Origin of the sequence: Luteipulveratus mongoliensis (genome assembly GCF_001190945.1) — a bacterium.
In the GTDB taxonomy this organism is placed as follows: Bacteria; Actinomycetota; Actinomycetes; order Actinomycetales; family Dermatophilaceae; genus Luteipulveratus; species Luteipulveratus mongoliensis.
Genome location: NZ_CP011112.1, coordinates 2,425,251 through 2,443,568, shown reverse-complemented (window position 1 = coordinate 2,443,568; position 18,318 = coordinate 2,425,251). Strand labels below are relative to the sequence as shown.

Genomic DNA, 18,318 nt, shown 5'->3' with positions numbered 1-18,318 from the left:
TAAAGGATCAATCCGGCGAGGATTACTGATCGGATGCCGATCAGGTTGGAGCTCAGGCTCAGTGGATGATCGCCCGGATCTGGAGCGCGAGCGCCGTCACGGCGCGCGGCGTCCACGGCGCGGAGGTGTCCACCCGCAGCAGCGGCCCCAGCTCCAGCGGCTGGTTCGGCGCCGCGAGCGAGGGCGCCTCACACCAGACCTGCGGAACGCGCTCGGCGCGAATACCCGCACGCTCCAAGCCAGTTCGTACGAAAGCCTGCGCCTCTCGCGCGAACGACGCCTCGATCACCGCACCCGTCGGCGAGTCAGCGAGCAGAGACCACAGCGTCTCGTCGTCCTTGACGAGATCCTTGGACAGCACGGGTACGCCGAGCTCCTGGCTGAGTGCTCGCGTGACGGTGGTCCTACCGGCGCTCGACGGGCCGTTGACGATCGTCACGACGCGCGCATGTTGATGCGGCTGGTACGCCGGAGCCGGCCACTCGTCCGCGGTCACTGCGTGCTCATCATGGTCGCGCCAGGCCGTCGCACCGGTGTCGTCGGACAGCCAGAGCATGGCCGCCGCCCGGCCCTCACGCCGAAAACCCAATGACCGCAAGGCTCCTGCCGAGCTGGTGTTGCCAGGCTGCACGTTGGCGTTGACGCGGTGCAGGCCGAGGCCGCGCGGCTCTGCGGTGAAGGCCAGTCCGACGACGAGCCGCAGGCCCTCGCCGAAGAGTCCGCGACCGGCGTACGGGTCATAAGAGTCGTAGCCGATCGTGGCGTTCTGAAATCGGCCACGCGCGATGTTGGTGACGTTGACCTTGCCGACGATGTCGTGCTGGCCCACCGGCTCGAGCGCGTGGACCACGAACGTGCGGTGGGTCGCCGACTGGGCGGCTAGGTGGCGGGCCAGGTCGTCCGGGTCGACGGGGTTCCAGCGCGCCAGCCGCTCGCGGGACATCTCGACCGCCAGCCGATAGGGCGCGATGTCGGACTGGACGACCGTGCTGACACGGACTCGTGCGCCCGTCGCCTCCAGACCCCTGACCTCAGGTGACAACACGACCCCTGAGCACGATGTGCGCCGGGTCCTTCAGGACGCGTAGGTCTTCGCGTGGATCCTGTTGGTAGACCACGAGATCCGCGCTCGCGCCTTCGGTGAGGCCAGGGCGTCCGAGCCACTCGCGCGCACCCCAGCTCGCCGCCGAGATCGCCTCGACCCGGCTGAGGCCGGCCCGGCCCAGCTCGATCACCTCGTCGGCCACCAGCCCGTGCGGCAGCTGACCGCCCGCGTCGGTACCGCAGAAGACCTGCACCCCTGCGTCGTGCGCCGCGCCGACCACGTCGTAGCGGGACTCGTGCAGCCGACGCATGTGGCCGGCGTACTCAGGGAACTTCTTCTCGCCGGCCGCCGCGAACTTCGGGAAGTTGGCGATGTTGACCAGCGTGGGCACGATCGCGATCCCCCGCTCGGCGAACATCTCGACCGACTCCGACTGCAGGCCGGTCGCGTGCTCGATGCAGTCGATGCCTGCCTCGGCGAGGTCGTAGAGGGACTGCTCACCGAAGCAGTGTGCGGTGACCTTCGCGCCTTCGGCGTGCGCGGCATCGATCGCCGGCTTGAGCGACTCGGCCGGGAAGGACGGCGAAAGGTCTCCGGTCTCCCGATCGATCCAGTCACCGACGAGCTTGACCCAGCCGTCACCGCGCCGGGCCTCCTGCCGCACGTAGGCGACCAGGTCCTCAGGCTCGATCTCGTGCGCGAAGTTCTTCATATAGCGGCGGGTCCGCGCGATGTGCTGGCCGGCGCGAATCAGGCGAGGGAGGTCCTCGCGGTCATCGATCCAGCGGGTGTCGACCGGGCTGCCTGCATCGCGGAGGAGGAGAGCTCCGGCCTCACGGTCGGCGATGGCGTGCTCCTCGGCCCGCTCCGGCGGCACTCCCCCGGTGGACTCGAGACCGACGTGGCAGTGCGCGTCGACCAGGCCCGGCAGGACCCAGCCGGCGACCGACTGGACCTCGACCCCGGAGGCGGGCGGGTCGTACGACACCCGCCCGTCGATCACCCAGATCTCCTCACGGACCTCATCCGCTCCGACGAGGACCTGCCCTGAGACATGCAGCACCGCAGCCATGCCACAGACCCTAGGTCAGCACGCCTTGAGACGGCATGCGAGTGCCACCACCGCCCTGACAGCAGTGGTGGCACCCGGTCCTGGGTGTGCTCAGCAGGCCTTCAGTCCGTAGTCGGACCCGCCCTTCATGAACACGTTGTTGACGTAGCCGCCGAGCTGCGGTGAGAAGGACCACAGGTCGTTGGAGTAGCCACTGTCACTCACGTTCTCGCCGCGCTTCTGGCAGGTGAACGTCGCCGAGGACGGCTGGATGGTGCGGACCTTGCCCGAGGCCGACGTGGCGTCGGCGCGGACGTTGACGTCCGTCGCCCAGATCGCGAGGGACTTGCCCTCGTCGGCCGGAGGCTTCGGCGCGTCGCCGGCGCAGATCGGCAGACCGTAGTCGGCCTCACCCTTCATGAACACGTTGTTCACGAAGCCGCCGAGCTCCTTCGAGTAGGACCACAGCGTGTTGGAGTAGCCGTCCGCCGAGACCTTCTCGCCCTGCTGCTGGCAGGTGAAGTTCGCGGTCATCGGGCCCACGGTCTTGACCAGGCCGCTGCCGTTGTTGGACGCCTGGCGCACGGCGACGTTGCCGGCCCAGATCGACAGCGGCTTGCCCTCGGCAGGAGGCGGAGGCGGGTTGTCGCCGCCGCCACCCCACATCGCGTCCAGGAGAACGTTCGCGGCGTTGCCCTCCTTGTTGTACGCATCCGGGACGGCCGAACGCTGCACCGACTGCGCGATGCCACCGGGGTCACCGTTGTGCCAGCTGCCGCCGGGGTGCATGTCCTCCATCACGGACAGGAACTTGTTGGTGGCGTACGTCGGGTCGGTCACCTGCTCAGGACTGCCCCAGCCCTGCGACGGACGCTGCTGGAACAGACCACGGCTGTCACGGTCACCACCGTCGTAGTTGTGCAGCGTCGACTCCGCGACCGCGGTGATGAGCGCGATGTAGCCGGCGTGACGGTCCAGGCCGTGACCCTTGGTGGCCTCGATGACGCGACGCGCACAGGCGATCTGCTCGGCGTCGGCGCCCTGGATGCGGTCACCGCGCACGTTGCCACCGATGCGGTTGGCCACGTCCTGGTCGCCGGCCGTCACGCCACACGACTTGGTCGACAGGTTGGTCTGCTTGCGCAGGCCGTGTGACTTCTTGCCGTTGACTTCCTTCGTGGACGGGCTGACTGGCGGGCCGGCCGGACCCGGGATGCGCTTGGTGGCGTACGGCGTCTTGGCGCCTCCGTGGATCTTCGCACCGCCGTCGGCGGCGAACGACGCGGCAGCTGGGCCACCGACGGCGATTCCGGCGACGAGCACCAGAGCCACCTTCGACCGCGTCTTGTTGAGCTTCTTCATGACGTCTCCCCTATGAGTTCACTGCGTGGATGTGTGTGGTGGCGTGCGCGGTCAGCAGGCCTTGAGGGCGTAGTCCGCGTCGCCCTTCATGAACACGTTGTTGACGTAGCCGCCGAGCTGCGGTGAGAAGGACCACAGGTCGTTGGAGTAGCCGCTGTCGTTGACCATCTCGCCGCGCTTCTGGCAGGTGAATGTCGCGGAGGAGGGCTGGATGGTGCGGACCTTGCCCGAGGCCGACGTGGCGTCGGTGCGGACGTTGACGTCCGTCGCCCAGATGTCCAGGGACTTGCCGGGGTCAGAAGGAGCCGGGGGCTTCGGGGCGTCGCCACCGCAAGCCGGGAGACCGTAGTCGGCCTCACCCTTCATGAACACGTTGTTCACGAAGCCACCGAGCTTCTTGGAGTACGACCACAGGTCGTTGGAGTAGCCGTCGGCAGAGACGTTCTCGCCGCGCTTCTGGCAGGTGAACCCGAACGTGCCCGGACCCGTCGTGCCGACCTGTGCGCTGCCGTTGTTGGAGTCAGTGCGGACCGCAACGTTGCTGGCCCAGATCGAGAGCGGCTTACCCTCGCCCGGATCCTGCGGCGGGGGCGGCGGGGTGCCACCGTCGCCGTTGTAGCGGTAGACGCCGGTGGGGGTGCCACCGTGCGAGGAGATCGGCTTGACCGTGAGGTCGGCGTCGTCGCCCTCGGCCTGCACCATCATGCCGTCGCCCAGCACCATCGCGGTGTGGCCTCGCCAGACGATGACGTCGCCGGGCTGGTAGCTGCCGGCGTCGCCCGGGTTGGGTAGCGCAGTGAAGCCGTGGCTGGTCATTGCCCCGCCCTGCTGGCTCGTTCCGCCGGCGCCGTAGTCGACACCGGTCGCCTTGAACCACGCCCAGCGCATCAGGCCCGAGCAGTCGTAGCCGACCAGGTTGCGGTCGTCGTAGTAGCCGCCGGACTCGCCGGGCTCGTCGCCGTAGATGCTTCCGGTCGTGGCGCCGGGCTGGCCCCCGTGGCCGCCGCCCCAGGAGTACGGCGTCTTCTTGTTGAACTCGGCGCAGGCCGCCTCGATGGCGCGTGCTGACGCAGCAGAGACCTGGCCGTGCGCGACGCAGCTGCCGTCGGCAGCGCTGGCTGAGTTGTGCGTGACGACGAGACCCATTGCGATCACACAGGATCCAACGAGCCCCGCCCCGATGTAGCGCATCTTGTGCTTCATGATGCTTCCCTTCCCGTGGCTTGTTCGACCGGGATTGGCCGAACACCTAAGAGATTGCCGAACGGGAAAGCGTCGTCCAATCCTTTGCACAAGATGGCAAAGATGGAACCGGATCGCATCGAGTTGCGTCTCCGAAAACCGCTGCAAACAAACACAATTGGCGCGTACGCCAAATGCGTACGCGCCAATCTAGGTGTTCGAAACGCCCCACGCAAGAGGCGAATGTGGTTATTGCACAACAGTGCTCGAAATCAGGCGACTGAACCTGACAGCAGCGCACGACCAAGTGCGGTGGTCTGATGCTGAACGGACTGCCCGTCGCGATGCGAGGTCAGCAGGCCGGCGTCCCGCAGAGCTGCTGCGTGTCGGCTCGCGCTCGAGACCGACATCATGCAGCGCTGTGCGAGCTCACTGGTGGTGCCAGGACTCTCAGCAGCGTTGAGCAGGTCGCGACGCGCCTCTCCCAGCAGCCGGCTGATCGAGCTCTCCCGCTCCGGCGCCTTCCGGCCGGACAGCACCGAGCGGTCGTGCTCGATCGGATAGACCAGCACGGGCCGCCCCTGAGGCTCACGCAGCTTGGTGGGGTCCTGCCAGCAGAAGTAGGACGGCTGCAGGGTCAGACCGCGGCCCTCGAGGTAGACGTCGTTGTCGTTGAATCCGGCGATCTCCAGGACCCGTCCCGTCCACCGGACTCTCGGACCAAGACTGTCCAGCAGCGCACCCACGCCCTGGGTGGTCATCAGCTGTCGCCGACGGTCCAGGTCCTCGGCGACCCGACGCTGCAGGCCCGCCCAGTGCGGAGCCATCGCGGTCGCCCAGTAGGCGCCCACGGCGTCGACCAGCATCGACAGACCGGTCTTGGGACTGCCCGCCAGCTGCTCGAGGCGGGGCCGCGCGGGGCTTCGGGTGGCCACCGCTGAGATCTCCTCGTGCACCCGCTCCAGCGGCGTCGCCATCAGCGCGTCACGCGCGGTGTCGATCGAGCCGCCCATCACCTCGGGCGTCACGAAGTCGGGTGAGTAGCCGTACGCCGGTGCGACGTCGAGGAGAAGGCGCAGATGTGGCGTGGCCTTGATTCGAGTCTCGCGGCGCCAAGCCCCGAACACGGGGTCGGCGTACGTTGCCTGGAGCGCGTGCAGGCTGAGCAGCATCTCCCACATGGGGGACGCGCTCGGCGCCAGCACGATCGAGGTCAGATCGGCCTCATCAAAATGGATGCGCAGCATTGTGGTCCCTTCCCGGCCAGTTCTGCTTCCTAGGCCAAGACGCTGGATACCCGCGTGGGGTTCCGCCGGAACACGGTGCGGTGCTCAGTCCTTGCGATCGAGGAACTTCTCGAAGCCCTTGGGGAGCTTGATGTCGGACATGTCCTGCTCGGGCTCAGGAGTGCCGAAGGCGTTGCCCAAAGAGGCCGTACGCGCCGCCTCGGCCTTCTCCGCAGCCGCCTTCTCCTGCTGGGCACGCTTGGCCGGGTTGCCGCTCTTGCCCTTCTTCTTGACCTGCTTCTTCTTGCTAGCGGCCCCGGGACCAGGCATACCCGGCATCGGCGGCATGCCCGGCATACCGCCGCCCTTGCGCATCTGCCGCATCATCTTCTGGGCGCCCTGGAAGCGCTCCAGGAGCTGGTTGACCTCGGACACCGTGACACCCGAGCCCTTGGCGATGCGCGAGCGACGCGAGCCGTTGATCTGCTTGGGGTGGGTCCGCTCGAACGGCGTCATCGAGCGCACCATGGCCTCGACCCGGTCGAACTCGCGCTCGTCGAAGTTGGCCAGCTGCTCCTTCATCTGCCCCATACCGGGCATCATCTGCAGCAGCGACTTCAGGTTGCCCATCTTCTTGATGGCCGACATCTGCTCGAGGAAGTCGTGGAACGTGAAGTCCTCGTCCGCCAGGAACTTGCGCTGCATCTCGGCGGCTTGCCGCTGGTCGAACGCCTTCTCGGCCTGCTCGATGAGGGTGAGCACGTCACCCATGTCGAGGATGCGCGAGGCCATCCGGTCCGGGTGGAAGACCTCGATGTCCTTGGTCTGCTCACCGATGGAGGCGTACATGATGGGCCGGCCGGTCACGGAGGCGACCGACAGCGCCGCACCACCACGGGCGTCACCGTCGAGCTTGGACAGCACCACACCGGTGAAGTCGACGCCGTCCTGGAAGGCGAGCGCGGTGTCGACCGCGGCCTGACCGATCATCGCGTCGATGACGAACAGCACCTCGTCGGGCTGGATCTCGTCGCGGATGTTGCGGGCCTGCTGCATGAGGTTCTCATCGACCGCGAGGCGGCCGGCCGTGTCGACGATGACCACGTCGTAGCCACGCACCTTGGCCTGACCGACGCCGGCCTTGGCGACCCACACCGGGTCGCCGAAGGAGTGGGTGCCCTCGCCCGAGTCCGTGACGGCGTCGTGGCCGCCGACGTTGCCCTGCTCCGGCGCGAAGCAGACGACACCGGCCCGGTCGGCGACGACCTCCAGCTGGGTGACCGCGTTGGGGCGCTGCAGGTCGGCCGCCACCAGGAGCGGGTAGTGACCCTGATCCTTGAGGAGCTTGGCGAGCTTGCCGGCGAAGGTCGTCTTACCGGAACCCTGGAGGCCCGCGAGCAGGATGACGGTCGGCGGGTTCTTGGCCAGCTGGAGCTGACGCGTCTCGCCGCCCAGGATCTTCACGAGCTCGTCGTTGACGATCTTGACGACCTGCTGGCCGGGGTTCAGCGCCTGGCTGACCTCAGAGCCGAGTGCCCGCTCGCGGACGCCGCGGGTGAACTCCTTGACGACCGGCAGAGCGACGTCGGCGTCGAGGAGCGCCATCCGGATGTCGCGCACCGTGGCGTTGACATCGGACTCGGAGAGGCGTCCTTTGCCGCGAAGGTTCTGGAACGTCGCGGTCAGGCGGTCGGACAGGCTGGTAAACACGGCCCCAGGGTAGTTCCTTCTCGTGTCGGCGCTGACGCGGCGTTCAGCCTGAGTTCGCTCCGTCGCAGACATCGATGAGCGCACCGATGACCTGGGCCACGGCGGGCGGCGCGACGGGCTGACCGCCCGCGCCCGTCAGGTAGAACGTGTCGAGGGTCTGGCCTGCGTACGTCGCGACGTGCGCGCTGCGTACCCCGAGGCCGAAGCGCGCGAACGTCATGCCGATGTCGCGTAGCAGCCCGGGCCGGTCGGGCGAGCGCACCTCGATGACGGTCGCATCCTGCGAACCTTCCGGGACGACCGCCGCCCGGGTGAGAGGACGCAGCGGGATCGCGCCCGTCGGACGGCGCCGCTCCAAGGCGCGCAACGGCGTACGGTCGCCGCCGGCCAGCTGTTTCAGTCCTCGCCGGAGCGTCTCGGCCGCCGGGAGATCGCCGTCCGGCACCTCGACGTGCCAGGTGTTGGCGGCCACGCCGTCGACCGTGCGCAGGCGCGCGGTGCGGACGACTGCGCCGTACGCCGCGAGCAGCCCGGCCGTGTCGGCGAAGAGTCCGAGCCGGTCCCGGTCCGCGACGTCGACTCGGGCGCCACCCTCGACGACCGTGACGACGACATGGGCATCGCCCAGCATCAGGCGATCCATGGCTTCCTGGGTGAGGACCTCGGGCGCGTCCTCCGGTTCGGAGCGCACGACGTGGCGGCCCGCGAGCGCGGCACGCGCCTTCGTGGTCAGCTCGTCGACGAGCCGGGTACGCCACGACGTCCAGGCCGTCGGCCCGGCGGCGAGCGCGTCGGCCTCGGTCAGGGCGCGCAGCTGCTCGAGCAGGTCGGCGCGCTCCTCGACCGCGGCGACCACGGCTCGTACGGTCTGCGGGTCCTGCGGGTCACGACGCGTCGCGAGGTCGATGAGGCTGAGGTGCTCGCGGACCAGGAGCTCGATCGCGTCCACGTCGTCGTCGTCGAATCCCATCCGGCCGGCCATGCTCGCCGCGACGGGCGCGCCCTCGACCGCGTGGTCGTGCACGCCGGCGATCTTGCCGATGTCGTGCAGGAGGGCGGTCACGAGCAGGAGGTCGGGCCGGTCGACGCCAAGACGCAGCCGCCCCGCCTCGACCACGGTCTCGATGAGGTGCCGATCGACGGTGAAGCGGTGCACGGCGTTGCGTTGCGGACGGCTACGGACCGCCTTCCACTCAGGTAGCCAGCGGCTGATGACACCGGACATGTCGAGGGCTTCCCAGACCTGCACGAGCCCGGGACCACTGGCGAGCAGGTCGATGAAGGCATCGCGTACGGGCTCGGGCCACGGCGTCGGCAGCGGACCGATGTCACGGGTCAGGTTGGCGACGGTGGTCGGCGCGAGCGGGAGCTGTCGGCGGGCCGCTGAGCCGGCCGCGCGCAGGAGCAGGAGCGGGTCGCCCGTCGGGATCAGACCGCGCCCGAGGACAACCTCTCCGTCGTGCCCGAAAAGGCCGTAGCCGAGCGGTGTGAGCACGGGACGACGAGGGCCGACCCGGAGCGTACGGGCCCGCTGCGACTGCGCCGAGCGACGCATCGTCCCGTCGAGCGCGAACGACACCGAGCGGGCGGCGGAGACGACGCTGGTGAGCATCGCGTCGGCGTCCGGGTGTCCGAGCAGCGCGGCGACGGCGTCCTGGTCCTCGCGACCGAGCCGGTCCCGGCCCCGACCGGTGACGACGTGGAGGGCGTCTCGTACGTCGAGCAGACGTTCGTAGGCCTCGTCGACCTCGCCGTGCGGACGGTCGGCCAGCCAGGCCGCTGTCAGCGCACGCAGGATGGTCATGTCGCGCAGCCCGCCCCGGCCCTCCTTGAGGTCCGGCTCGATCGAGGTCGTGAGGTCGCCGTGCCGCTCGTGGCGCTGCTCCAGGCTCTCGATCAGCTCAGGCAGCCGCTTGCGAGCGTTGGAGCGCCAGTCGTGGGCGATGCTCTGGCGGACGCCCGAGACGACCACCGGGTCACCGGAGATCCACTCGAGGTCGAGCAGGCCGACGGCGGCCGTGAGGTCGTTGCTGGCCACCTGGCGGCACTCGCCGAGGGTGCGTACGGAGTGGTCCAGCCGCGCACCGGAGTCCCAGACGGGGTACCAGATCTTCTCGGCGAGGGCGTTGACATCGTCGGTACGCACGCTGCGGCCGTCGTGCAGCAGCACCAGGTCGTAGTCGCTCAGCGGACCGCAGTCACCCCTCGCGAGACTGCCGACCGCGGCGAGCGCGATGCCCTCCTCACGGCCTCCGGTCGTGAGCTTGACGGCCTCGTCCCAGATGTCACCGAGCCAGCTGCGGCCGTACGCCGTCAGTCGCTCCCTGCGCCCTCGTCCCGCGCCCGCGCGGGTGAAGTCGCGCGTCGCGGCAAGGTCGAGCCTCGTCGTCGTGTGCAGCGCAGCGGCGTCCATCGATCTGACCTCTCTGATGCTGGGAGCGAGCGTGGGTGGGTGGCGCCCAGGGCCGACGATGTCCCTGGGCACCACCACGTCCTACAGAGCTGTCGCTCCTCGTTCGCCAGTGCGTACGCGTACGACCTCATCGACGGGGATCGTCCAGACCTTGCCGTCGCCGATGCGACCGGTCTGCGACGCCTTGACGATGACATCGACGACACTGGCCGCGTCCATGTCCTCGACGATGACCTCGAGGCGCACCTTGGGCACGAAGTCCACGGTGTACTCAGCGCCTCGGTAGACCTCGCTGTGACCGCGCTGACGGCCGTAGCCGCTGGCCTCACTGACCGTCATGCCGGCGATGCCGTAGGCCTCGAGGGCTTCCTTCACCTCGTCCAGCTTGAACGGTTTGATGATGGCGGTGATGAGCTTCATGCGTTGACCTCCTCAGCGTGCTCGGACGACAGCGGGGTACTGCCTGCTGGCGGCAGGTGACCGAAACGGCTGCCACCGCCAAAGGCTCCGAAGTCGTAGCCCGACTCGGCGTGCTCCGCCTGGTCGATGCCGGCAACCTCGTCGTCCTCACTGATGCGCCAGCCCATCACGGCCTTCAGCACCAGGGCAATGATCGTGGTCATGACGGCGGTGAATCCGACGGCGATCAGAGCAACAGCCGTCTGGATGCCCAGCTGGCGGAAGCCTTCGCCGTAGAACAGGCCGCTGCCCGTGGCCAGCAGGCCGATACCGATCGTGCCCCACAGGCCGGCGACCAGGTGGACGCCGACGACGTCGAGCGAGTCGTCGTAGCCGAGCTTGTACTTCAGGCCGACCGCGACGGCGCACAGGCCACCGGCGACGACGCCGAGGACGAGCGAGCCGATCGGCGACAGGGCCGCACAGGCCGGCGTGATGGCGACGAGTCCGGCCACGGCACCGGAGGCCGCGCCGATCGAGGTGGCGTGTCCGTCACGCATCTTCTCCACCAGCAGCCAGCCGAGGATGGCGGCACACGTCGCGGCGGTGGTGTTGATCCAGACGAGACCGGCCGTGCCATCGGCGGCGAGCTCCGAGCCGGCGTTGAAGCCGAACCAGCCGAACCACAGCAGACCGGCGCCGAGCATCGTGAGCGGCACGTTGTGCGGACGCATCGGCACCTTGCCGAAGCCGATCCGCTTGCCGACCAGGAGCGCCAGGACCAGGCCCGCCATACCAGCGTTGATGTGCACCACGGTGCCGCCGGCGAAGTCGATCGGGCCGTACTCGACGGTGCCATCAGCTGCCGTCTTGCCGAACCAGCCGGCCGCGCTGAGCTTGCCACCGCCCCAGACCATGTGGGCCAGGGGGAAGTAGACGAGGGTGACCCACACACCCGAGAAGACCAGCCAGGTGCTGAACTTCACGCGGTCCGACAGCGCGCCGCTGATCAGCGCCACCGTGATGACCGCGAAGGTCAGCTGGAAGCCGGCGAAGACCGAGGTCGGGATGTTGCCCACCGACCACAGGATCGGTTCGCCCGCGGAGTTGTTGATGGCTCCGTTGAGGCCGAACAGCGAGAACGGGTTGGCAAAGATGCCGCCAACGTCGTCGGGGCCGAAGGACATCGAGAAGCCCCACAGCACGTAGATGACACCGACGACCCCGAGGGCGCCGAACGACATCATCATCATGTTCAGGACTGACTTCGAGCGGTTCATACCGCCGTAGAACAAAGCCAGGCCTGGCGTCATCAGCAGCACGAGGGCGGCGGCGGTCAGGACCCAGGCGGTATTGCCCACATCCAGCGTCGGCGCCTCGGCGGCGGCAAGGGAAACGTAGCTCATGACCCAGAACCCTGATCGGCGCGGATTTCGAGGGCCGTGCCCTTGTGTTACGTCTGTGTTGCGCCCAGTAATGACGCGCAAATCTTCGGTGTCGCGGGGCCGGAACCGTCTCACCCCGCGAGATCTGCAGCCCGCAGAGCGATACTGAAGGGGTGGCTGCACCGCTTCTCGTCCCCGGCTCCCTGGACCCCGTGAGCGCCCTGCGGAGGGCGCACACCGTCGTACGCCATCGTGCGGCCATGGCACTGCAGAGCCGGGTCGCGGGGGCCGAGGCCGGCGAGCGTGCGGACCGTATCTGGGGCAGTGCCGGTGAGCGATGGTTCTCCCCCGCCGACCCGATCTGGCAGGTCCATCTGGACGCGGCGATGTTCGTCGGCGGCCTGCGCGCCCTGCTGCTGCAGTCCCTGCACCCGCTGGCGATGGCCGGGGTCTCGGACCACTCCGGCTACCGCGGCGATCCCTGGGGACGGTTGCAGCGGACCAGCAACTTCATCTCCACCACGACGTTCGGGACCGTCGAGGACGCCGAGCGGCTGCTTGCCCGGATCCGCGGGATCCATCGGCGGGTGCGTGGCTCCGCGCCGGACGGTCGCGGCTACCGCGCCGACGACCCGCACCTGCTCTCCTGGGTGCACGCGGCCGAGGCCGACTCTTTCCTGGAGTGCCACACGCGCTACGGCGCCCAGCCGCTCAGCGCGGCCGATGCCGACGTCTACGTCGCCCAGATCGGCTCGATCGCGGCACGCCTCGGCGTCCCTGAGCCGCCGAGCACGGTGCGAGGACTGCGAGAGGTACTCGCGTCGTACGAACCAGAGCTCGAGGGCTCGGACCTGGCTCGGGACGCCGCACGCTTCGTGATGTTCGAGCCGCCGATGCCGGTCGCCGTACGACCGGGCTACGCCTTGCTGGTCAGCGGCGCCGTGGCATCACTGCCGTCGCCGGCCCGCGCCATGCTCGGCATCCGACTCCCGCCGGGCGGCCCGACCGTGCTGAACGCCGGTGGCCGCGCCGGAGCCGCCGCGGTCCGGTGGATGCTGAGCGATCCGCCGGTCCAGCGGGCGCGCAGCCTGCGGGCGGGTTAGACCAGGAACGGGTCAGTCGAGGACAGCGTCGACGAAGGCTGCCGGGTCGAACGGCGCCAGGTCGTCCGGGCCCTCGCCCAGTCCGACCAGCTTGACCGGGACACCCAGCTGCCGCTGGACAGCGACCACGATGCCGCCCTTGGCCGTGCCGTCGAGCTTGGTCAGCACGATGCCGGTGACATCGACGGCCTCGGCAAACACCTCCGCCTGGCGCAGGCCGTTCTGACCCGTGGTGGCATCGAGCACCAGCAGCACCTCGTCGATCGGGCTCTGCTTCTCGATGACGCGCTTGATCTTGCCGAGCTCGTCCATCAGGTTGGACTTGTTGTGCAGTCGCCCGGCCGTGTCGATCAGCACCACATCGGCCTCCGACTCAGCGCCTCCCTTGACCGCGTCGAAGGCGACGGCCGCGGGGTCGGCGCCTTCACGGTCCGAACGGACCGTGGGTACGCCGACGCGGGCGCCCCACGTCTCGAGCTGGTCTGCGGCGGCAGCACGGAACGTGTCGGCCGCGCCGAGCACGACGTCCTTGTCCTCGGCGACCAGGACGCGAGCGAGCTTGCCGACCGTTGTCGTCTTGCCCGTGCCGTTGACGCCGACGACGAGGACCACGGCAGGGCGGCCGTCGACCCGGCTCGCCGCGATCCGCCGGTCCATCGTCGGGTTGACCTGCTTGAGCAGCTCTTCGTGCAGCCAGCCGCGGACCTCGTCCTCGTCGACGACACCGGCCACCTGGACGCGCGTCTTGAGGGAGTCGACGACCTCGGTGGTCGCCTCGACGCCGAGGTCCGCCTGCAGCAGCGTGTCCTCGACCTCCTCCCAGGCCTCGTCATCGAGCTTGCCGCCGGCCAGCAGGGCGAGCAGCGCCTTGCCGAGGGCAGTGTTGGAACGGGAGAGGCGTTCGCGCAGCCGAGCCATCCGACCGCGCGCGGACTCGGGCCGCTCGAGCGACGGGGCGGTCGGCTCGGCGAGCTCGGGCTCCGGATCGGTCGGTGCGGGAGCCGGGGCCGTGTCAGCCGGTGGCGGCGTGGTCGGGGGTGTTGCCGTGGGGCGGTCCAGCGTGGCGGTGCCACCGCTGGTGTCGATCTTCGCGCCAGCCCCCGGCTTGTAGGTGTTGGCCTTGGGCGGGGTCCGCTCAGGCTGCTCCGTCGGTGCCGGAGTCGGCGGCAGCTGTTTGGTCTTGCCACCTCGCCCGCGGAACAGGCCAACGACCAGAATCAGGCCCGCAACGGCGGCGAGCGTGATGACGGAGAGAATTACCCAGAGCTGATCCACGCGCCCATCATGGCAAACGTCGAGCCTCGCGGACTCAGGCGTCGGCGGTGCGGCCCCACAGACAACGAACGCGACCCCTCGAGGTCGCGTCAGCCGAGCACCGTCGTACGACGGTGGCGGGCTACTCGCTGGCTTCGCTCGTCTCGGTGCGGTTCGGCACGGACGGCGTACGGTTCTTAGCCGCCTCGACGACGGAACCGGTCGCGCCCTTGGCGCCACTCACGACCTTGTCGGTGCGGCGGGCGACACCAGCGATCACGTCGTCACCACGCTCGGTGAAGACCTCTCGACCTTCCCGGCGAGCGGGAACAGCAACGAGCCCGACCACCGCACCCGCGAGTACGACACAGACCACCATTGCCAAGATCAACCACACCATGCGCCTAGTGTGCGCAATGAATCCCCTTATACCCAACCGGCGCGCCCGAATCCGGACATGTATCACCGGTGTTCGTCGGGGGTTCACATGTGAGCCGACCCGTTAGGGCTTCAGGAGATCGGCACCGGCTCGTGGCTCGGGTCGACGCGATCGCCGTCGTCCTGCCCGGCGTCCGGTGCGTGCTCGGCCGGGCGCGGCTCGGCCACCGGCGCCGGGTCGTCCTGCACGTCACGCAGCCGCTGAGACACCACTGTGGTCACACCGTCGCCGCGCATCGAGACGCCGTAGAGCGCGTCGGCGACCTCCATCGTGCGCTTCTGGTGGGTGATCACGATGAGCTGGCTCGAGCCGCGCAGCTCCTCGAACAGCGTGATGAGGCGGCCCAGGTTGGCGTCGTCGAGGGCGGCCTCGACCTCGTCCATGATGTAGAACGGGCTCGGCCTGGCCTTGAAGATCGACACCAGCAGGGCGACCGCGACCAGTGACCGCTCGCCACCGGACAGCAGCGACAGCCGCTTGATCTTCTTGCCGGGCGGCCGGGCCTCGACCTCGATGCCGGTCGTGAGCATGTTGCTCGGGTCGGTGAGGATCAACTTGCCCTCGCCGCCCGGGAACAGCCGCCCGAAGACGCCCTCGAACTGCGCCGCGGTGTCGTAGAACGCCTCCGCGAAGACCTTCTGCACCCGCTCGTCCACCTCAGCGATGATCGAGAGCAGGTCGTCCTTGGAACGCCGCAGGTCGTCCAGCTGCTCGGTGAGGAACTTGTGTCGCTCCTCCAGCGCCGCGAACTCCTCGAGCGCCAGCGGGTTGACCCGACCGAGCTGGCCAAGCTTGCGCTCCGCGCTGCGCAGCCGCTTCTCCTGGGCCTCGCGCACGAACGGCTGCGGCTCGGGCAGGTTGTCCGGGTCGTCGTCCGGCCCCGGCACGTGCGGGATCAGCTGGTGCGGTCCGAACTCCTCGACGAGGACGTCGGGATCGGTGCCGTGCTCCTCGATCGCCTTGGTCTGCAGGGCCTCGATCCGCAGTCGCTGCTGGGCGCGGGCCACCTCGTCGCGGTGGACGGTGTCGGTCAGCTCGCGCAGCTGGTCTCCGAGAGTGCTGACCTTGGCGCGGACCTCGGCGAGCGCTCGGTCGCGCTCGGTGCGCTGGCGCTCGACGGTCGTACGCCGGTCGGCCGCCACCTCGAGCAGTCCAGCCACGATCTGCACGGAGTACGCCGCGCCCCGGCCGACCGCCGCGGCCACGGTGGCCTGCTGCTCGCGTCGTTCGCGGCGGGCGCGGGCCTTCTCGCGCGCCTCGAGCTCGGAGCGAACGGCCGCCTCCATGCCGTCGGCGCGACCGGCGAGCGCACGGACGCGCTCTTCACGGGTGCGCAGCGCCAGCCGAAGGTCGGTCTCGCGGCTACGGGCCTGTGCCGCCTCGAGCGCGAGCCGGTCGCGGTCGTCGGTGCTGGGCTCGACATCGCCCGGCTCCTCCTCGGCGGCGGAAAGTCGCTGCTCGAGCTCATCGAGCTCGGCCTGATCTGCCTCGAGCGCGGTCTCGGCGCGGGCGATGCCCTGCTGGAACCGATCCCGCTCGGCGCCGGCGGACCGCGTGAGCTGGCCCAGCTGGCCGAGCTGCTCGGCCACGGCCGACATCCTGGCGTCGGACTCGTGCAGTCGCTCCAGCGCTGCTTCGGCCTCGGTCGCCAAGGACTCCACCCGGCCACCGAGCTCGTTCACCTTGAACTGCGCCTGCTCGCCGCGGTGCGCCGCAGCACTGACCTGGGCACGCGCATCGTCCACGGCTGACTGGATCTCGATGAGGCTGGGTGCCGCCGCAGATCCGCCGCGGACGACTCCCGGACCGAAGACGTCACCCTCAGCCGTCACGGCCGTGACGTGGGGCGCGCGAGCAGTGACCTGCTGCGCCTCGGTGCTGTCCGCGACCAGTGCAACGCGCTGGAGGATCTGGTCGATGACCGGTCGGAGCGCGGGTGCGCAGGTGACGACGTCCACCGCCCACGCCCCGCCCTGCGGAAGATCGGGCTTCTCGAAGGAGTCGTCAGGGCGAGCGGTGCTGCCTACAAGGAGGACTGCGCGGCCGGCGTCCTGCTCGCGCAGCGCTCGCAAGGCTCCGGCGGCAGCGTCAACATCGTCCGCGACGAGCGCATCGACGGCGCCGCCCAAGGCCGCCGCGACCGCGGCCTCACGACCCTGCTCGACCTGGAGGAGCGTGGACAAGGAGCCCTGGAGACCACGATGCGGCTGCTCGGCCGCCAGCAGCGATGCCGCGCCGTCCTTGCGCCGCAGGCTGAGCTCGAGCGCCTCGACTCGCGCCTGGAAGCTGTTGCGGTCCCGGTCGGCAGTGCGCTCGGCCTCCCGGACCTCCTCGAGCTCGAGCTGGGCCGCTTCAAGGGCCTCGGCCGCCCTCTCGTAGACGTCGTCGAGACCCTCCTCGCCCTCCTCGTCCTGGGCGATGGTGGCCTCGAGAGCGGCGAACTCCTGCTCCGCACGGCTGGCCCGGGTGAGCGCCTCGCCGATGCTCTCGCGCAGTCGTCCCAGCTCGGCCTCACCGGCCTCGATCCGGCTGCGACGAGCGCCGACCTGACCCTGCAGCTTGGCCAGACCCTCTCGCCGATCTGCCGCGGCTCGGGCCAGCGTGGCCAGCCGCTTCTGCTCGTCCTCGTAGGCCCTCTCCAGCTCGGCTCGTCCATCGATCGCGACCTGCAGCGCGGTCGCTGCCTGCTCGATCTCCTGGCGCGTCGCCTGCTCCTGACCGCGCAGCTCTTCGGCCTGGCGACGCAGCTGCTCGGGATCTCGGGTCGAGCTCTGCTGCTCGTCCTCGTCGTCCTGGGCGAGCAGTCGTACGCGCTCCGCGGCGAGTGTGCCGGTTGCCTCGAGACGTTCCTTGAGCGAGCTCAGCGTGAACCAGTGGTTCTGCACCGTCGTCAGCATCGGCGCGGCATCGGCCGCTTCGCGCTCAAGGCGGTCCAGCTCGGCGCGGACACCGGCCAGGGTCTGCTCGACCTGCGTGCGTCGCTCGATGAGGGCCGTCTCGTCGGCAACCTCCTGCTCGAGGGTGCTGGTGAGCTGGATCAGGTCGTCAGCGAGCAGGCGCAGCCGTGCGTCGCGTACGTCCGCCTGGATGACCGCCGCCTTGCGCGCAGTCTCGGCCTGGCGACCCAGTGGGCCGAGCTGACGGCGGATCTCCGTGGTGAGGTCGTTGACGCGCGTGAGGTTGCCGTCCATCTGCTCGAGCTTGCGCAGCGCACGTTCCTTGCGCTTGCGGTGCTTGAGGACTCCGGCGGCCTCCTCGATGAAGCCGCGCCGCTCCTCCGGCGTCGCCCGCAGCACCGCGTCGAGCTGGCCCTGACCGACGATGACGTGCATCTCGCGGCCGATACCCGAGTCGGACAGCAGCTCCTGGACGTCCAGGAGACGGCATGAGGTGCCGTTGATGGCGTACTCCGAGCCGCCGTTGCGGAACATCGTCCGCGAGATGGTGACCTCGGTGTAGTCGATCGGCAGGGCGCCGTCGGTGTTGTCGATGGTCAGGGTCACCTCGGCGCGACCGAGCGGCGGGCGCCCCGGCGTACCGGCGAAGATGACGTCTTCCATCTTGCCGCCGCGCAGGCTCTTGGCCCCCTGCTCCCCCATGACCCAGGCGAGCGCGTCGACGACGTTGGACTTGCCGGACCCGTTGGGGCCGACGATGCAGGTGATGCCGGGCTCGAGGCGCATCGAGGTCGCCGAGGCGAAGGACTTGAAGCCCTTCAGGGTCAGGCTCTTGACGTACACGAGCGGCGG

Annotated in this window: 13 protein-coding genes; 1 reads left to right on the top strand and 12 read right to left on the bottom strand. The window is 69.4% G+C overall.

Going from position 1 to position 18,318, the window contains the following annotated elements; translation table 11 throughout:
- Positions 1-58: 58 nt before the first annotated feature.
- The 9 genes from VV02_RS26915 to VV02_RS11640 form a co-directional block, all read right to left on the bottom strand.
- Positions 59-1,045, bottom strand: a complete 987-nt coding sequence (locus tag VV02_RS26915) for a GNAT family N-acetyltransferase (RefSeq protein ID WP_218917400.1) — start codon at positions 1,043-1,045, stop codon at positions 59-61.
- Entirely contained in the window at positions 1,032-2,117 is a 1,086-nt protein-coding gene (locus tag VV02_RS11675; protein ID WP_052591711.1) for an amidohydrolase family protein, read from the bottom strand. The genes VV02_RS26915 and VV02_RS11675 overlap by 14 nt, the downstream gene beginning before the upstream one ends.
- A 90-nt stretch (positions 2,118-2,207) precedes the next feature.
- Positions 2,208-3,458 (bottom strand): hypothetical protein, encoded by a 1,251-nt coding sequence (locus tag VV02_RS11670; RefSeq protein WP_052591710.1) that lies wholly within the window; start codon positions 3,456-3,458, stop codon positions 2,208-2,210.
- 51 nt (positions 3,459-3,509) lie between these two features.
- Positions 3,510-4,661, bottom strand: coding sequence for an NlpC/P60 family protein (locus VV02_RS11665; RefSeq protein WP_052591709.1), 1,152 nt, complete (start codon positions 4,659-4,661; stop codon positions 3,510-3,512).
- Between the two features lie 251 nt (positions 4,662-4,912).
- Positions 4,913-5,887 (bottom strand): winged helix-turn-helix domain-containing protein, encoded by a 975-nt coding sequence (locus VV02_RS11660; protein WP_052591708.1) that lies wholly within the window; start codon positions 5,885-5,887, stop codon positions 4,913-4,915.
- Positions 5,888-5,971: 84 nt separating this feature from the next.
- Complete coding sequence (ffh, locus tag VV02_RS11655; protein WP_052591707.1) at positions 5,972-7,576, bottom strand: signal recognition particle protein; 1,605 nt, start codon at positions 7,574-7,576, stop codon at positions 5,972-5,974.
- A 43-nt stretch (positions 7,577-7,619) separates the two neighbouring features.
- On the bottom strand, positions 7,620-9,989 hold the full coding sequence (locus VV02_RS11650) for a [protein-PII] uridylyltransferase (RefSeq protein ID WP_052591706.1): 2,370 nt from the start codon (positions 9,987-9,989) through the stop codon (positions 7,620-7,622).
- An 81-nt stretch (positions 9,990-10,070) separates the two neighbouring features.
- Positions 10,071-10,409, bottom strand: a complete 339-nt coding sequence (locus tag VV02_RS11645) for a P-II family nitrogen regulator (protein WP_052591705.1) — start codon at positions 10,407-10,409, stop codon at positions 10,071-10,073.
- Positions 10,406-11,794 (bottom strand): ammonium transporter, encoded by a 1,389-nt coding sequence (locus tag VV02_RS11640; protein WP_052591704.1) that lies wholly within the window; start codon positions 11,792-11,794, stop codon positions 10,406-10,408. The genes VV02_RS11645 and VV02_RS11640 overlap by 4 nt, the downstream gene beginning before the upstream one ends.
- 152 nt (positions 11,795-11,946) lie before the next feature.
- Here VV02_RS11640 and VV02_RS11635 point away from each other — a divergent pair, with 152 nt between their 5' ends.
- Positions 11,947-12,876, top strand: coding sequence for an oxygenase MpaB family protein (locus tag VV02_RS11635; protein ID WP_245633058.1), 930 nt, complete (start codon positions 11,947-11,949; stop codon positions 12,874-12,876).
- Between the two features lie 12 nt (positions 12,877-12,888).
- Here the strand turns inward: VV02_RS11635 and ftsY are convergent, their stop codons facing one another.
- The 3 genes from ftsY to smc form a co-directional block, all read right to left on the bottom strand.
- Entirely contained in the window at positions 12,889-14,151 is a 1,263-nt protein-coding gene (gene ftsY, locus VV02_RS11630) for a signal recognition particle-docking protein FtsY (protein WP_052591702.1), read from the bottom strand.
- A 121-nt stretch (positions 14,152-14,272) separates the two neighbouring features.
- The gene (locus VV02_RS11625) at positions 14,273-14,530 is read right to left on the bottom strand and encodes a hypothetical protein (protein WP_157063380.1); all 258 of its coding nucleotides are present in this window, start codon (positions 14,528-14,530) and stop codon (positions 14,273-14,275) included.
- 110 nt (positions 14,531-14,640) lie between these two features.
- Positions 14,641-18,309 carry a chromosome segregation protein SMC gene (gene smc, locus VV02_RS11620; protein WP_083450093.1) on the bottom strand — a complete coding sequence of 1,223 codons (3,669 nt, stop codon included), beginning with the start codon at positions 18,307-18,309 and terminating at the stop codon, positions 14,641-14,643.
- Between the last annotated feature and the right edge of the window lie 9 nt (positions 18,310-18,318).

Bases quoted from the DNA above. Each gene is read 5' to 3' on its own strand.
- VV02_RS11675 (WP_052591711.1), bottom strand. From the start codon at position 2,117: ATGGCTGCGGTGCTGCATGTCTCAGGGCAGGTCCTCGTCGGAGCGGAT.
- VV02_RS11670 (WP_052591710.1), bottom strand. From the start codon at position 3,458: ATGAAGAAGCTCAACAAGACGCGGTCGAAGGTGGCTCTGGTGCTCGTC.
- VV02_RS11665 (WP_052591709.1), bottom strand. From the start codon at position 4,661: ATGAAGCACAAGATGCGCTACATCGGGGCGGGGCTCGTTGGATCCTGT.
- VV02_RS11660 (WP_052591708.1), bottom strand. From the start codon at position 5,887: ATGCTGCGCATCCATTTTGATGAGGCCGATCTGACCTCGATCGTGCTG.
- VV02_RS11650 (WP_052591706.1), bottom strand. From the start codon at position 9,989: ATGGACGCCGCTGCGCTGCACACGACGACGAGGCTCGACCTTGCCGCG.
- VV02_RS11645 (WP_052591705.1), bottom strand. From the start codon at position 10,409: ATGAAGCTCATCACCGCCATCATCAAACCGTTCAAGCTGGACGAGGTG.
- VV02_RS11640 (WP_052591704.1), bottom strand. From the start codon at position 11,794: ATGAGCTACGTTTCCCTTGCCGCCGCCGAGGCGCCGACGCTGGATGTG.
- VV02_RS11625 (WP_157063380.1), bottom strand. From the start codon at position 14,530: ATGGTGTGGTTGATCTTGGCAATGGTGGTCTGTGTCGTACTCGCGGGT.